Here is a 14312-nt window from a genome sequence, read left to right on the forward strand (position 1 = left end):
CCAGGTGACGGCCGTTCAGCGGGGACCGGCGCCCTGCGCGTCCGGGTTCCGTAAGGTGTTCCGGCCGCTCGCCCGGAGGCCGCCGTCGCGCGCCTGCGGCCGGCGTCGCAGGTGGACGAAGTGCCGGCCCGCCGACCGCCAGGCCGTGTACGGGGCCCAGCCGGTGTCCTGCGCCGCGGTGCGCAGGGCGTCCGCGCCGAGTCTGGACCACCAGAAGGGCGCCCCGTGACCGCCCCGGCCGTCGTCCACGTGCACCTCGACGCGTTCGTCCACGTCGGCTCCGGCCACCTCGACGAGCAGTGAGCCGCCCGGCGCCGCCAGCCGGGCGGCGCGCCGCAGCAGCCGGGCCGGGTCGCCGCCGATGCCGATGTTGCCGTCGATGAGCAGGACCGTGCCCCAACCGCCCTCGCGGGGCAGCGGGTCGAAGACCGACCGGCACAGGGCGCTGCCCCCCGCCCCCACCGTGCGCTCCACCGCCGCGGGCGTGACGTCCACCCCGAGCGCCGGGTGTCCCAGCCGGGCGAGTGCGGCGACCAGCCGGCCCGGTCCGCAGCCGACGTCCAGGACGGGCCCCGTGCAGCGCGCGAGGACGGTGCCGTCCGCCGGGTCGGCGTCCGCGCACCAGCGCTCGACCTCCAGCGGCAGCAGCCACCCGTCGCCGCGGCGCAGGAAGAGCGGCCCGCGGCCGGCGCGCAACGCGTCGGCGTACGGATCGGCCTGCCACGCGCGGGGCGACGGGCCCGCCAGCCGGGCCGCCGTCACCGGCGCACCGCGCACAGGTCGCGGTACCGGGCCGCGAACAGGGTCCCGGGCGCCTGCGCCGCCACCCGGGCCGCGTCGGCCGGCGTGTCCACGTCGCACAGCTCCGGCAGGTCGCGCACGACCAGCCCGGCCTCCGCCAGCCGCCGCCGCTGCACCGCCCCGGTGTGCGGTACGGACATGGGCACGCCCCGCAGCAGCTCCGGACGCGGCTCGGCCAGCCCCAGCGCCCAGAAGCCGCCGTCGTCCGCGGGCCCGAACCAGGCGTCCGCCCGCCCGAAGTCCAGCCCCCGGGCCAAGAGCTCGGGGGTGGCCTGCGGGGTGTCCATGCCGATCAGCAGCGCCGGCCCGCCGGCCAGGTCGAAGGCCGCCGCGAGGCGGGCGTCGAGGGAGCCGCCGCACTGCGGGACGACCTCGACGCCGGGCGGCAGCCAGGGCCCCGGTTGCCCGTCGAGGACCAGGACCCGGCGCGCGGCGGGCGCGGCCACGACCGCGGCCAGCGTGTCCCGCAGCGCGGCCAGGGCCAGCTCGGCCGCCTGTCCGGGGGTGAACACCGTGGTCAGCCGGGTCTTCACGCGTCCCGCGACCGGGGCCTTGGCGATGACCAGGAGGGTGCTCACGCCGAGGCCTCCTCGGCGGGTGCGCCCAAGACGTGTGCCGGTTCGGCCAGGACCCGGCGCATGTCCCGCACCGCGTGCCAGGTCCCCCGCCAGGTACCGGTGACCTTGGACCTCCCGGTGCGCGGCAGGTACGGCACGTCCGTCTCCGCCACCCGCCAGCCCGCGTCGGCGGCCCGCACGACCATCTGGAGCGGGTAGCCGCTGCGCCGGTCGGTCAGCTCCAGCCCGAGCAGCGCCTCGCGGCGGGCCACGCGCATCGGGCCCAGATCGTGCAGCCGCAGGCCGGTCCGGCGGCGCAGCATCCGCGCGAGCGCCGCGTTGCCCGCCCGTGCGTGCGCCGGCCAGGCGCCCCGGCCCCGGGGCCGGCGGCGGCCGAGCATCAGGTCCGCCTCGCCCGCCGCGACCCGAGCGGCCATCGGGGCGAGCAGGCCGGGGTCCAGGGAGGCGTCGCAGTCGCAGAAGCAGACGAAGTCGGCCCGCGCGGCCAGCAGTCCGGCATGGCAGGCCGCGCCGAAACCGCGCCGGCCCTCGTGCACGACGGTCGCGCCCAGCGCGCGGGCGATGTCGGCGGACCCGTCGGTGGAGCCGTTGTCGACGACGATGGCCCGCCAGCCGGCCGGTACCCGGGCCAGTACCCAGGGCAGGGCATCGGCCTCGTCGAGGCAGGGCAGTACGAGGTCCGCGCGGGGCGGAGCACATGCGGAGGAAGTCACCCTCCCCACGGTAGGAACCGCGGGGCGCGGAACGCGGCTCCCGGACCTTACGAAACGCGGACACCGCGCCGTACGGCCCCTCGGCGCGGCACGGGGCCGGCCGCGCGGTGTCACCCTTGAGCCATGGCATCCAGCAATGAGCGCGGCGCGGACACGGTCCGGCCCCGGGACGCGGGCCGCGTCCTCGTCGTCGACGACGACCCGACGGTCTCGGAGGTCGTGGCCGGCTATCTGGAGCGGGCCGGCTTCACCGTGCGGCGGGAGGCGGACGGGCCCGGCGCCCTACGCGCCGCGGCCGAGGACCGGCCCGACCTGGTCGTCCTCGACCTGATGCTGCCCGGCATGGACGGGCTGGAGGTGTGCCGGCGGCTGCGGGCCCGGGAGGGCGGTGCCCCCGCCCTCCCGGTGCCGGTGGTCATGCTCACCGCGCGCGGGGACGAGGACGACCGCATCCTCGGCCTGGAGGTCGGCGCCGACGACTACGTCACGAAGCCCTTCAGCCCCCGCGAGCTCGTCCTGCGCGTGCGGTCGGTGCTGCGCAGGGCCCGGGCCGGCGTCTCCGCGGCCGGACCGGGCGGACCTCCCGGTGTGCGGCTCACGGCGGCCGGACTGGTCCTGGACCCGGCCGCGCGGCGGGTGACGAAGAACGGCACCGAGCTGGCCCTGACCCTGCGCGAGTTCGACCTCCTCGCCCACTTCATGCGCCACCCGGGACAGGTGTGCGACCGCGAGCGGCTGATGCGCGAGGTCTGGGACTGGGAGTTCGGCGACCTGTCCACGGTGACCGTCCACGTCCGCAGGCTCCGCGGCAAGATCGAGGACGATCCGGCGAACCCGCAGCTGATCCGTACCGTCTGGGGCGCCGGCTACCGCTTCGAAGCGGTGGCCGGGCCGGTCGGGAGCGCGCCGGACGCCGGTGTCGTCGGGCCCGCCGGGAGCGGACCGGCCGCCGCGGCCGGTCCGGCCGGAGCGGGGACGGAGGACGGCCGTGCGTGACCTCCTGCTGATCGCCCTGTACGCCCTGCTCGGCGCGTGCGCCGCCGGCCTGCTGGGGGCGGCAGCCCTGCGCCTGCTGCGCCGGCGCAGCATCGCCGTCTCGTTGGCGGTGGTCGCGGCCGTCGCGGTGTCCGCGATGCTGGCCGGCACGCTCACCGTCGCGTGGGCCATGTTCCTGTCCTCCCACGACCTGGCCGTGGTCACCACCGTCGTCGCGATGGCCGCCGCCGTCTCGCTGGCCACCGCCCTGCTGCTGGGCCGCCAGGTCGTGCTGCGCTGCCGCGAACTGGTCGTCGCGGCACGCGACTTCGGGGAGGCGGGCACCTTCACGGCGCCGGCCGTGCCCGCCCCCGCCGAACTCGTCGCCCTCGCCCGCGAGCTGGCCCTGACCGGCGGACGCCTGGCCGCCTCGCGGGAGCGGGAACTCGCCCTGGAGACCTCGCGGCGCGAGCTGGTGGCCTGGATCTCGCACGACCTGCGGACCCCGCTGGCGGGCCTGCGCGCCATGTCGGAGGCGCTGGAGGACGGCATGGCCGACGATCCGGCCCGCTACCACCGGCAGATGCGGGCGGAGGTGGACCGGCTCAACTCCATGGTCACGGACCTCTTCGAACTGTCCCGGATACACGCGGGAGCCCTGAGCCTGAGCCCCACCCGCATGTCCCTGTACGACCTGGTCGGCGACGCGCTGGCCGGCGCCGACGCCCTCGCCCGGCAGCACGGCGTGCACCTGGTCGGCGAGGGCGTGGCCCCGCTCCCGGTCGAGGTGGACGGCAAGGAGATGACCCGGGTGCTCTCCAACCTCCTCGTCAACGCCATCCGCCACACCCCGGCCGACGGCACGGTCGCCATCGCCGCCGAACGCCGCGCCGGGTCCGTGGTCCTGTCGGTCACCGACGCCTGCGGCGGCATCCCCGAGGAGGACCTCCCGCGCGTCTTCGACACCGGCTGGCGCGGTACCCCCGCCCGTACGCCCCCCTCCGGCGCCGGCCTCGGCCTGGCGATCGTCCGCGGCATCGTGGAGGCCCACGCGGGACACGCGGCCGTGCGCAACGTCCCCGGCGGCTGCCGCTTCGAACTGACCCTCCCCGCCTGACCCGCGGCTCCGAGCGGGCTGTCCGGAAAGCGCTCGCTCACACGGGTCAACTTGCCCTGATCCCCGCCCGGCCGGCCACCCGGCGTGCCCATGCTGGGGCCTTCCGTGTCCACCGTTGAAGGGATCAGCATGAGCGACCCGTCCGAGCTGCAGACCGCCAGTGCCCTGGCCGCCGCTCCGCCCGTCGTCCTGGCCGCCGGCCCCCGCGAACTCCCCGCCGAGGCGCCGCCGAAGCCGGACGCCGAGTGGCAGCTGCCGCACGGCACGGCCTGGGTGTACCTCGCCAACAGCAAGCACGGCCTGGTCAAGCCGATCATCCTGGCCGACGGGTTCAACTCGGGCCCCAGCACCCTGGAGTTCTCCTGGGCCGGCCTGGAGACCCGCAACCACCCGCTGATCAGCTCGCTGCGCAGGGCCGGGCGGGACGTCATCCTGCTCGGCTTCACCGAGCGCAGCGCCTCCATCCTGGTGAACGCGCAGGCCGCCGTCGCGGCGATCCGGCGCGCCATCGCGGAACGCCTCGGCGACGAGCCCCTGGTCGTCGGCGGCTTCAGCATGGGCGGACTGGTCACCCGGTACGCGCTGGCCAAGCTGGAGACCGAGCGGATGGACCACCAGACCGCCCTCTACTTCTCGTGGGACAGCCCGCACCGCGGCGCGTACATCCCCCTCGCGCTCCAGGCGTTCGCGCACTACATCCGCAAACTGGACCCGCGGTTCTCCGACCAGATGAACAGCCCGGCCGCCCGGCAGCTGCTGCGCTGGCACATCGAGACCTGGGAGGACGCCCCCGCCGTCAGCCAGGAGCGCACGGACTTCCTCGCCGCCCTGGAGAGCGTCGGGAGCTGGCCCCTGCGCCCGCGCAAGATCGCCCTCGCCAACGGGGTCGGCACGGGCGTGGGCAACGGCATCGACGCGGGCGAGACCGCCGTCGAGGGCAGGGGGCTCGGCATCACGGGCACCGACCTGCGCACCCAGCCGACGGGCACCGAATCCCTCGTGGCCACGCTGCGCGTCATCACCTCGCAGAAGGCCGAGGTCCACGCCCCGGGCCTGCCCGCCGTCGACGGCGCCCCCGGCGGCACGCTGGACGGCTTCGGGATCCTCGCCGACACGCTGAACGGCATCATCGGCCTCGGGGTGAACGATCCGATCCGCAGCCACTGCTTCGTCCCCTCGGTCAGCGCGGTCGGCGTGCGCGACATCGACACGCAGGCCGACCTGTACGTATCCGTCGACGACCTCCCTCCGGAGGAGAGCGAGTTCGACGAGTTCGTGCTGGCCACCGAGAACGAGGAGCACACGAAGATCACGGCAGAACTGAGCACCTGGCTGATCGAACGGCTTCCCTAACGCCCGTCGGTCCTTCCCGTCCCGCTCGGGCCGTCAGCCTCCAGCCCGACGAGTGCTCCGCCTGGTCGTACCGCTGATCGGCGCTGCGCACCGGTGATGGAATCCTGACAGGGGCGGCACGCTCTGCGTGCCGCCCCTGTCACCTGCCTGCCGGCGATGGGCAGTCCGGTGCGATCAGGTCCGGCGTCCGGTGCGCCGACCTCCTGCCGGTGCGGGCGAGCCGGGAGCAGCGCGCCGAGCCGACCGGCCGCGAGCCGAAGGGGACGGCCCGGCCGTGCGGGGACTGCCGGGGTCGCCCTGCCCGGGCCGGGGGTGGCCCGGGGCCCTCGGCGGCTGAAAACGCGGTGCGGTTCGTGAGCGGAAGGGCTTATGGTCAGCGCGGAAATGGGGAGGGAATTCGCAGGTGAACAACGCAAGAGGGCCTTCAGCGACCGTCGCGGCCGCGATCGCCGTACTGGTGGTTGCGGGCTGCGCGCCGACGGCGCGGTCCGCGGATGACGAGGGCGCCGGCGCGCCGAGGCCGGTGGCGTACAGGGGGGTCGGGGAGCTGCCGGAGCAACTGGCCGCGGACGGGACCACGATCGTCGTCGGCGACCCCGTCGCGACCACCGCGGTCCGGCTGTACGAAGACCCGCGTTGCCCGGTCGTCGAGGAGTTCGAGGCGACCGGCGCCCCGGCGCTCCGTGAGATGACGTTGCGCCGCGAGGCCAGGACCGAGTACACCTTCGCGTCGTTCAAGGACGACCGCCTGGGCGGCGACGGATCGAAGAGGGCGGTCAACGCCCTTCGCGCGGCGCTGGACGCGGGCAAGTTCACCGAATACCACGGGGTGATCTTCGCGAACATGCCGAGGACCGAACGCACCGGCGGCTACACCACGGCCTCGCTGCTGCAACTCGCCGACGAGGTCGAGGGGCTGCGGAGCGAGAGCTTCGATTCCGCGGTGGCCACGATGAAGTACCAGGACTTCGTCACCGCGTCGGAGAAGGCGTACGAGCAAGCGGGAGGCGACGACCCGCGCGGCCCCGGCACCCCCACGGTCGCCGTCGACGGCACCCGGGTCCCGGAGCAGCTGTTCGGTTGGCTCTTCGAGAGGGAGTCGTTCGACCGGCTCCTGCAATCGACCCGGAGCTAGGGCTCGTCTCCGACGCGGGCCAACCAGCCCGTTCTGGGCGGCGCGTCACCGTGCTCCAGAGGGAGACGAGGGGCACGCGCGCCGTTCTGCCGGCGGCGGAACGACGACCGAACCGGGTTCGACGAGCGCTACGGTCCGGTCTCATGACGACGATCACGACGCGTACGGTGGAGTACCCGGCGGACGGTTTGACGATGGTCGGGCACCTCGCGCTCCCGGCCGGGGTCGGCCGCCGGCCCGCGGTGCTGCTCGGGCCGGAGGGCATGGGGCTCAGCGACGTCGAGCGCCGCCGTGCCGATGCTCTCGCCGAGCTGGGTTACGTGGTGCTGGCCTTCGACCTTCACGGCGGGCGCTATGTGGGCGACCCCGAGGAGATGCTGGCCCGTTGCTTGCCGCTGCTCGCCGACCCCGACCGGATGCGGGACATCGGCCGTGCGGCACTCGACGTGTTGCGCACCGAGCCCCGGACCGACCCCGACCGGATCGGCGTCGTCGGCTACGGCACCGGGGGCGCCGTCGGGCTGGAACTCGGGCGCGACGGCGTCGACCTGCGCGCGATCGGGACGGTCAACGCACTGACCACGGGCCGACCGGGCGAAGCGGCGCGCATTCGCTGCCCGGTGTGGGCCGGGGTCGGGTCGGAAGACCCGATCATGCCGGCCGCGCAACGTGACGCATTCACGGCCGAGATGCGGGCCGCGGGCGTCGACTGGCGCCTCGTGGTCTACGGCGGCGCCTTGCACGCGTTCCACCACCCGCCGGTCGACCACCCCGTGGTCCCCGGCGTCGGCCACCACCCGCGGCACGCGCAGCGAGCCTGGCGCGACGTCGTCGACCTGCTCGACGAGTGCCTGCCGGTGACGGAGGATCCGGCGGCATGACCCGGGCGAACAGCCCGGCGTCCTGCTGCGGGGTCACTGCGCCGACCACGCATCGGGTCGCACCCGCTGAGCGATGTCCGAGCCTTCGTCGTGCCCGGCCTCCCCGCCCACCGGCAGCCTCGTTCAGCGCACCGACCCCGGTGATCCTTCCCGGTCGGCGCACCAGGCCGTGTCTCCGGCGGCGAACTCGGCCATTCCGGCCGCGAACGGGACCGCCGGCGTCCAGCCGAGTTCCGCGCGCAGCCGCGCCGAGTCGGCCGTGATGTGGCGGACGTCCCCCAGCCGGTACTCGCCCGTGACGACGGGCGCCGGGCCGCCGCACGCCGCGGCCAGTGCCGCGGCCATCTCGCCGACCGTACGGGGATCCGAGCTGCCGACGTTGTAGGCGGTGAAGCCGGGTCCGTCCGGCAGGGCGCCGAGCGCCACGGCGTTGGCCGCCGCGACGTCCCGTACGTGGACGAAATCGCGCCGTTGCCCGCCGTCCTCGAAGACGCGCGGCGCCTCGCCCCTGGCCAGCGACGAGCGGAACAGCGCGGCCACCCCCGCGTACGGGGTGTCCCGGGGCATGCCCGGGCCGTAGACGTTGTGGTAGCGCAGCGAGACGACCCGGCCGCCGGTGGCCCGAGCCCAGGCGGAGGCCAGGTGCTCCTGCGCGAGCTTCGTCGCCGCGTAGACGTTGCGCGGGTCCATCGGCGCGTCCTCGCCCACCAGACCCGGGACCAGGTCGGCGCCGCAGTGCGGGCAGCGCGGCTCGAACCGGCCCGCCGCCAGGTCGGCCTCGGCGCGCGGGCCCGGCCGGACCGCCCCGTGTGCGGGGCACGCGTAGCGGCCCTCCCCGTAGACGACCATCGACCCGGCGAGGAGCAGCCGCCGCACGCCCGCCCCCGCCATCGCCGAGAGCAGGACGGCGGTGCCGAGGTCGTTGGCCGAGACGTAGCCGGGGGCGTCACCGAAGTCCTTGCCCAGCCCGACCCGGGCCGCCTGGTGGCAGACCGCGTCCACGCCGGCCAGGGCTTCGGCCACGGCCCGGGCGTCCCGCACGTCCCGGCCGCCCCGCGCCAGGTCGAACACCACCGGGTCGTGCCCCCGGCCGAGGAGTTCCGCCACGATGTGCGAGCCGATGAAGCCCGCTCCGCCCGTCACCAGTACACGCATGCCCGCGACGCTATGCCGCGCGGCGGGCGGCGGGCACGCCACCGGGCCGTACGTCACCCTTCCGTAAGAAAGGGGCCGGGGCCCGGCCCCTTTCGGCGGGCCCCGGCGGGTCAGCGCCGGCGGAGCCGGTCGACGAACCGCATCGCCTGCGCCCGCTTGCGCGGATCGGCGGCGGCCCGACGCACGGACGCCTCCGCCCTGGCGCCCTGCGGGGTGCGACGGAAATCCTTGAGCTTGGCGAGCAGACCGGCCATGGCGTGCTTCCTTCCCTGAAGCTGAACCTTGTTCCCGCGCGTACCCCGTGCGCCGCCGTCGATGCGCGAACCCGCCCCGGCGGCACGGGCTTCGCGCCGGACGGCGGCAGCGGCACCGGCGGCGGGGCGGCGCCGGGCGCCGCGTAGCCTTGGGCCCGTGCGCGTACTGCTGGTAGAAGACGACGAACCCGTTGCCGCGTCACTGCGCCGCGGCCTGATCCGCTACGGCTACGAGGTGGACTGGGTCAGCACCGGCCAGGACGCCCTGCGCGCCGGCCCCGCCGACCTGGTGCTGCTCGACCTCGGCCTGCCGGACACCGACGGGCTCGACGTGTGCCGCGAACTGCGGGCGCGCGGCGGCGTGCCGATCATCGTGATCAGCGCGCGCAGCGACGAGACGGACCGGGTGGTGGGGCTGGAACTCGGCGCGGACGACTACGTCACCAAGCCCTTCGGCGTCCGGGAGGTCATCGCGCGCATCCGCGCGGTCATGCGGCGGGTGAGGCCGCCCGAGGGCGACCGGGGCCAGGCCGCGAAGCCCGAGGTCCACGGCAGGCTCACCGTGGACCGGTCCGCCTGCCGGGTGCACGTGAACGGCGAGGAGGCCCTGCTCACGCCGAAGGAGTACGACCTGCTCGCCTTCCTCACCGAGGTGCCGGGCGCGCTGATGACCCGCGAGCAGATCATGGAAGCGGTCTGGGACGCCAACTGGTTCGGCCCGACCAAGACCCTGGACGTCCACGTGGGCGCGCTGCGCCGCAAACTGGCCGGAGCCGTCACCATCGAGACGGTCCGGGGCGTGGGCTTCCGCCTCATGGTCGACCCGGTCGCGATACCCGGGCCGCGGGACCCGGCCCGGGAAGCGGACCCGGCCCGGGAAGCGGATCCGGCCCGGGAGCCGGAGCCGTCCCGGGAGGCGGTGGCGGAGGGCGCGGGGGACGCCGGATGATCCGGCAGCTGATCCTCAGCTACGTCCTGCTGGTCGCGGTCGCCCTCGCCGCCTTCACCGTGCCGGTCGCCTTCACCCTCACCGCCCAACTGCGGGAGGACACCGAGGAGTCCGTCCACCGCGAGGCCGAGACGATGGCCCTGCTGCTGGCCGCCGGCGACCGCCCCTCCCGCCAGGCACTGACCACGCTGGCACGGGCCTACCGCGACCAGACCCCGGGCGTGGCCGACGTGCTCTCCGCCGACGGCGGCGCCGTCCCGCCGCTGCCCCTCCCGGACGGGTCCGCGGACGCCGCCTTCACCCGGGCCCTGAACGGCGGGGTCACCACCAGCTGGGGTCCGGCCGAAGCCCTGGGGGGCGCGGACGGACTGGTCACGACCGTGCCCGCCGTCGCCGACGACGGGCGGACCGTGGGCGCCGTGCGCATCAGCTACCCCACGGCCGACCTCAACAGCAGGCTCTGGCGGATCTGGGGCTTCCGGACCATCCTGGCCCTCGGCGTCCTGGCCATAGCCGCCGCCATCGGCGCCATGTTCGCCCGCAGGCTGACCCGGCCGCTGCGCCAGCTCAACGACATGGCCAGCAAGTTCGGCGACGGCGACCTCACCGCGCGCAGTCCGGTCACCGGGCCGCCCGAGACCCAGACCCTCGCCAACACCCTCAACACCGGCGCCGAGCGCCTCGACGTCCTCCTCCGGGCCCAGCGGATCTTCATCGCCGACGCCTCCCACCAGCTGCGCACCCCGCTCACCGCGCTGCGGCTCTCCCTGGACAACATCGCCGACGGCGTGGACGACGACTTCGTACGGGAGGACGTGGACCAGGCCACCGGCGAGGTCGTCCGGATGAGCCGGCTCGTCAACGGCCTGCTGGCGCTGGCCCGCGCCGAGGCCCGGACCTCGGCGGCCGAACCCGTCGCGGTGCGGGACCTGATCGCGGAGCGGCTGGACGTGTGGCGCGCAGCCGGCGACGAACGGGGCGTGCGGTTCACGGCCGGACCGGTCGACGAGCGGCTGCGGGTGCTGGCGAGCCCGGGCCACCTGGAACAGGTCCTGGACAACGTGCTGTCCAACGCGCTGGAGGTGTCGCCGGACGGCGCCGCCGTCACCGTACGGGCGGTCCAGGACGGCGAGGTGGTGCTGCTGGAGGTGCTGGACGAGGGGCCGGGGATGACGGAGGCCGAACGGGCCCGTGCCTTCGACCGGTTCTGGCGCGGGCAGGGCCTGACGGGACGCGGCGGCAGCGGCCTGGGCCTGTCCATCGTCAAGCAGTTGGTGACGGACGACGGCGGGAGCGCCGCGCTGGCGGACGCCCCCGGCCGCGGACTGTGCGTACGGATCAGCTTGCGGCAGGCAGCACCGAGGAGTGGTGGTTGACGATCAGCCACTTGCCGCCGGTCTTCTCGTACACGTAGGTGTAGCGGGCGTCGACCTCGGACGTCTTGCCCGCCTTGTCCGTCAGCGTGAAGCGGTACAGGCCGGTGTCGATGGCCGTGTCCGCGTCGAGCACCTCGACCACCGTGCGGAGCTTCTTCCCACTGGGCTTCTTCGCGAGGAACTCGTCGAAGTAGTCGGCTATCTCAGCGTGGTTGGTGCGGATGCGGGGCGAGACCGTGGGCAGCAGCACCGCGTCGGGCGCGTAGAGCGCGGTGACCTTCCGGGAGTCGCCGGTCGCGAGCGCCTTGTTCCACTGGTCGAACAGGGCCGCGATCTGCTGCTCGGAGGGCTTGCCCGGACGGTCGTGCGCCGACGGGCCGCCGGACTGCGCGGACGCCGTGGTGCCGACGGCCGCGGTGACGCCCAGCACCGCGACCAGGGCCACGCCGGTCGCCAGCGCCGTACGGCGGGGGGAGGTGTGCTTCATGGGGAACTCCTGCGTCTTCGATGGGGGGTTGCCGGCCAGGCGGCCCGGGAATTCCGGGGACCTGGTGGACAACCCCACCCTCGTCAATCGCGGGTAGCGTCAGGACAGCACACGGCCAAGGCAGCGCAAGGGCGACGACAACATCGCGGCCGGCCGCCCCGGCGGGGTTCCACGACGGGGCCTAAGGGCCCTCGTCGTACGTCCCGGTCTCCACTTCCAGGGCGAGTTCCTGGAGGACTTCGAGCGAGGTGACGTCCGTCCGCCCGCCGTCGTGGGCCATGGCGAGACTGGTGAAGGCCAGGCTGAAACCTGCGACCATCGTGTGCAGCGCCGGCCCGAGCGCCTCGGCGACCAGCCGGGCGACCTCCTGCGGGGTGGCCTCGGCCGGGACCCTGATGGAGGGCAGCATCTCGTTCAACAGGTGCGTGGCCACGCCCGCTTCGGTGGCGGGCCCGTCGTCGGCCTCCTCCCCGGCTTCGGCCGCCCGGCGGATCTCCTGGGCTTCGGTGAGGATGCCGATCACTCGCTTGAGAACCTCTGCGCGTTCCACCGTCGGAGGATAGCCGCGCTGCCCGGCGGCCGCGAGCTCCGGCACCGCGGGGGGCGCGCAGGGCGCGGGGCCCGCGCCCGTCGTGCTCCCGCACGCTGGTGGCGGGGGCTGTCGGCGGGACGGCCGGCCCGGTGACCATGGCGGCCGGTACGGACGTCGACAGGGGGAATGATGGAGCGTCGTCGCTGGCTGGTCACAGGGTGTTCCTCGGGGCTCGGACGGGCGCTGGCCGCGGCCGCCGCGCGGGCCGGCGACGAGGTCGCGGTGACCGCGCGCAGGACCGCCGCGCTGGACGAACTGGCCCGGGAGTGGCCCGGCCGCATCACGCCGATCGCGCTGGAGCTGCGCGATCCGGCGCAGTGCGAGGAGGCCGTCCGGATGGCCGCGGAGCGGATGGGTGGCATCGACGTCCTGGTCAACAACGCGGGCGGCGGCCTGTTCGGCACGGTCGAGGAGGTGTCGGACGCCGAGTTGCGCGACCAGGTCGAGACCCTGCTCGTCGGCCCCTGGCGCCTGACGCGCCTGGTCCTGCCGCTGATGCGGGCCCAGGGCCGCGGCCACGTCGTCAACGTCTCCTCGCTCGGCGGCCGCATGGCCGTTCCCGGCCTGGCCTCCTACGTCGCCGGCAAGTACGCCCTGGAGGGGATGAGCCAGGCGCTCGCCGCCGAAGCCGCCCCGTTCGGGGTGCGGGTGACGGTCGTCGAGCCGGGCGTCTACGCCACCCGGTACGGAGCCTCCCTCGCGGAGGCCGCACACCGCCTGCCCGTCTACGCGGAGGCCACCGGCGCGATGCTCGGCGACTTCCGGTCGATGGAGGACAACACGGGGTTCGGCAGACCGGAGGAGTTCGCCGACGCCGTGCTGGCCCTCGTCGCCGCCGACGGCCCGACCCCCCTGCGGGTGCCCGTCGGCGCGGACGCCTACCTCTACCTGGAGGCGGCGGAGGCGGCGGCGCGGGAGGAGTTCGCGGCGGCCCGCGCCCTCGTCCGGCCGGCGGCGCCCGCCTGAGGACGGACGGAGCCCGGGGTGGAGCGGCACCTTCGTGCCGCTCCACCCCGGGCTCCCGACGGCCGCGCGCGCCGGTCCGTCACACCGCGCGCGTGCGGCCCCCGCGTCACATCGCGGGCAGCGCCTCGCCCTGCACCGCCTGTACGTCCAGCTCCACCCGGAGCTTCGTGCCGATCGCGGCGATGCCCGCCTGGACCACCTGGTTGTAGTGCATCGCGAAGTCCTCGCGGTGCAGCTCCGCCGTGGCACGGAACGCGGCCCGCGTGCCGCCCCACGGGTCGGCGCCCGTACCGAGGTACGCGAGGTCCAGGTCGACCGGGCGCACGACACCGTGCATGGTCAGTTCGCCGTGCACGGTCCAGCGGTCCGAACCGGCGGGGGTCAGGCCCGTCGACCGGTACGTCAGCTCCGGGTACGCCTCCACGTCCAGGAAGTCCGGCGACTTGAGGTGCCCGTCGCGCAGGGCGTTGCCCGTGTCGATGGAGGCCGCCCGGATCACCGCCTCCACCCGCGACGCGGACACCTCGTCCGGTGATATCCAGATGCGGCCCGCGAACTCCGTGAACCGTCCGTGCACGCTGGAGATGCCCAGGTGCTGCGCGACGGCCCCGACGGAGGAGTGCGCCGGATCGACCGTCCACGGCCCCGGCGGCGGCAGCTCGGTGCCGCCCTGCCGGGCGAGGACCACGTTGCCGATCTCGGTGCGCCCGCTCGCGGTCACGATCGCGCTCGACGCGGCCGGCGCGTACCCGAGCGCCGTGACGATCACCGTGTACGCCCCCGGCTCCAGCGCGGTCGCATCGCGCACCGCGCCGTCCCCGTCGGCCTCGGCGCGCACCACTTGCGCACCCGTCATGTCCGTCACCGTGACGACCGCGTGCGATACGGCCCATCCGTCGCGCGTGCGGATCCGTGCGGTCAGTGCCATCCCGTTCTTCTCCCTGTGCAGCGTGTCCGACCGGCCGAGGAGGCCCGGCCCG

At 75.0% G+C, this 14312-nt stretch carries 16 protein-coding genes; 8 read left to right on the plus strand and 8 right to left on the minus strand.

The features are described from left to right. Positions 1-15 precede the first annotated feature (15 nt). From CP968_RS31585 to CP968_RS31595, 3 genes are read right to left on the minus strand one after another with little or no spacing between them, the layout of a single operon-like run. On the minus strand, positions 16-762 hold the full coding sequence (locus CP968_RS31585) for a class I SAM-dependent methyltransferase (protein ID WP_229886915.1): 747 nt from the start codon (positions 760-762) through the stop codon (positions 16-18). Then, the gene (locus CP968_RS35130; protein ID WP_229886914.1) at positions 759-1379 is read right to left on the minus strand and encodes a TIGR04282 family arsenosugar biosynthesis glycosyltransferase; all 621 of its coding nucleotides are present in this window, start codon (positions 1377-1379) and stop codon (positions 759-761) included. Before CP968_RS35130 ends, CP968_RS31585 begins: the two co-directional genes overlap by 4 nt. Further along, the gene (locus tag CP968_RS31595; protein WP_373304139.1) at positions 1376-2101 is read right to left on the minus strand and encodes a glycosyltransferase family 2 protein; all 726 of its coding nucleotides are present in this window, start codon (positions 2099-2101) and stop codon (positions 1376-1378) included. Before CP968_RS31595 ends, CP968_RS35130 begins: the two co-directional genes overlap by 4 nt. A 114-nt stretch (positions 2102-2215) precedes the next feature. Here CP968_RS31595 and CP968_RS31600 point away from each other — a divergent pair, with 114 nt between their 5' ends. The 5 genes from CP968_RS31600 to CP968_RS31620 all read left to right on the plus strand — a co-directional run bounded on the left by CP968_RS31600 (position 2216) and on the right by CP968_RS31620 (position 7553). Further along, positions 2216-3088, plus strand: a complete 873-nt coding sequence (locus CP968_RS31600; RefSeq protein ID WP_150521237.1) for a response regulator transcription factor — start codon at positions 2216-2218, stop codon at positions 3086-3088. After that, a complete protein-coding gene (locus CP968_RS31605; protein ID WP_150521238.1) occupies positions 3081-4184 on the plus strand; it encodes a sensor histidine kinase in 1104 nt (367 codons plus the stop codon). Before CP968_RS31600 ends, CP968_RS31605 begins: the two co-directional genes overlap by 8 nt. A 129-nt stretch (positions 4185-4313) precedes the next feature. After that, positions 4314-5537 carry an alpha/beta hydrolase gene (locus CP968_RS31610; RefSeq protein WP_150521239.1) on the plus strand — a complete coding sequence of 408 codons (1224 nt, stop codon included), beginning with the start codon at positions 4314-4316 and terminating at the stop codon, positions 5535-5537. A 403-nt stretch (positions 5538-5940) separates the two neighbouring features. Next, positions 5941-6672, plus strand: coding sequence for a DsbA family protein (locus CP968_RS31615; protein WP_150521240.1), 732 nt, complete (start codon positions 5941-5943; stop codon positions 6670-6672). Between the two features lie 143 nt (positions 6673-6815). Next, positions 6816-7553, plus strand: a complete 738-nt coding sequence (locus tag CP968_RS31620) for a dienelactone hydrolase family protein (protein ID WP_150521241.1) — start codon at positions 6816-6818, stop codon at positions 7551-7553. A gap of 123 nt (positions 7554-7676) precedes the next feature. Here the strand turns inward: CP968_RS31620 and CP968_RS31625 are convergent, their stop codons facing one another. Next, positions 7677-8708: an NAD-dependent epimerase/dehydratase family protein gene (locus CP968_RS31625; protein ID WP_150521242.1), complete on the minus strand. Its 1032-nt coding sequence runs from the start codon at positions 8706-8708 to the stop codon at positions 7677-7679. Between the two features lie 110 nt (positions 8709-8818). Further along, a complete protein-coding gene (locus CP968_RS34265; protein ID WP_167536886.1) occupies positions 8819-8962 on the minus strand; it encodes a hypothetical protein in 144 nt (47 codons plus the stop codon). 157 nt (positions 8963-9119) lie between these two features. Between CP968_RS34265 and CP968_RS31630 the strand changes: the two genes are divergently transcribed. Beyond that, positions 9120-9911, plus strand: coding sequence for a response regulator transcription factor (locus tag CP968_RS31630; protein WP_229886913.1), 792 nt, complete (start codon positions 9120-9122; stop codon positions 9909-9911). Continuing rightward, positions 9908-11287, plus strand: a complete 1380-nt coding sequence (locus CP968_RS31635; RefSeq protein ID WP_150521244.1) for a sensor histidine kinase — start codon at positions 9908-9910, stop codon at positions 11285-11287. Before CP968_RS31630 ends, CP968_RS31635 begins: the two co-directional genes overlap by 4 nt. Here the strand turns inward: CP968_RS31635 and CP968_RS31640 are convergent. Beyond that, positions 11250-11774 (minus strand): SgcJ/EcaC family oxidoreductase, encoded by a 525-nt coding sequence (locus tag CP968_RS31640; RefSeq protein WP_150521245.1) that lies wholly within the window; start codon positions 11772-11774, stop codon positions 11250-11252. The genes CP968_RS31635 and CP968_RS31640 overlap by 38 nt on opposite strands. A gap of 181 nt (positions 11775-11955) precedes the next feature. Continuing rightward, positions 11956-12324 carry a hypothetical protein gene (locus CP968_RS31645; protein ID WP_150521246.1) on the minus strand — a complete coding sequence of 123 codons (369 nt, stop codon included), beginning with the start codon at positions 12322-12324 and terminating at the stop codon, positions 11956-11958. 171 nt (positions 12325-12495) lie between these two features. Between CP968_RS31645 and CP968_RS31650 the strand changes: the two genes are divergently transcribed. Then, positions 12496-13332 (plus strand): SDR family NAD(P)-dependent oxidoreductase, encoded by an 837-nt coding sequence (locus CP968_RS31650; protein ID WP_150521247.1) that lies wholly within the window; start codon positions 12496-12498, stop codon positions 13330-13332. A gap of 106 nt (positions 13333-13438) precedes the next feature. Here the strand turns inward: CP968_RS31650 and CP968_RS31655 are convergent, their stop codons facing one another. Next, the gene (locus tag CP968_RS31655; protein ID WP_150521248.1) at positions 13439-14260 is read right to left on the minus strand and encodes a YceI family protein; all 822 of its coding nucleotides are present in this window, start codon (positions 14258-14260) and stop codon (positions 13439-13441) included. Between the last annotated feature and the right edge of the window lie 52 nt (positions 14261-14312).

Origin of the sequence: Streptomyces subrutilus (assembly GCF_008704535.1) — a bacterium.
Taxonomy (GTDB): Bacteria; Actinomycetota; Actinomycetes; order Streptomycetales; family Streptomycetaceae; genus Streptomyces; species Streptomyces subrutilus.

Excerpts from the sequence above, each read along its gene's own strand:
- CP968_RS31625 (WP_150521242.1), bottom strand. The coding sequence starts at position 8,708 with ATGCGTGTACTGGTGACGGGCGGAGCGGGCTTCATCGGCTCGCACATC.
- CP968_RS31650 (WP_150521247.1), top strand. The coding sequence starts at position 12,496 with ATGGAGCGTCGTCGCTGGCTGGTCACAGGGTGTTCCTCGGGGCTCGGA.
- CP968_RS31600 (WP_150521237.1), top strand. The coding sequence starts at position 2,216 with ATGGCATCCAGCAATGAGCGCGGCGCGGACACGGTCCGGCCCCGGGAC.
- CP968_RS31610 (WP_150521239.1), top strand. The coding sequence starts at position 4,314 with ATGAGCGACCCGTCCGAGCTGCAGACCGCCAGTGCCCTGGCCGCCGCT.
- CP968_RS31620 (WP_150521241.1), top strand. The coding sequence starts at position 6,816 with ATGACGACGATCACGACGCGTACGGTGGAGTACCCGGCGGACGGTTTG.
- CP968_RS31640 (WP_150521245.1), bottom strand. The coding sequence starts at position 11,774 with ATGAAGCACACCTCCCCCCGCCGTACGGCGCTGGCGACCGGCGTGGCC.
- CP968_RS34265 (WP_167536886.1), bottom strand. The coding sequence starts at position 8,962 with ATGGCCGGTCTGCTCGCCAAGCTCAAGGATTTCCGTCGCACCCCGCAG.
- CP968_RS31655 (WP_150521248.1), bottom strand. The coding sequence starts at position 14,260 with ATGGCACTGACCGCACGGATCCGCACGCGCGACGGATGGGCCGTATCG.
- CP968_RS31635 (WP_150521244.1), top strand. The coding sequence starts at position 9,908 with ATGATCCGGCAGCTGATCCTCAGCTACGTCCTGCTGGTCGCGGTCGCC.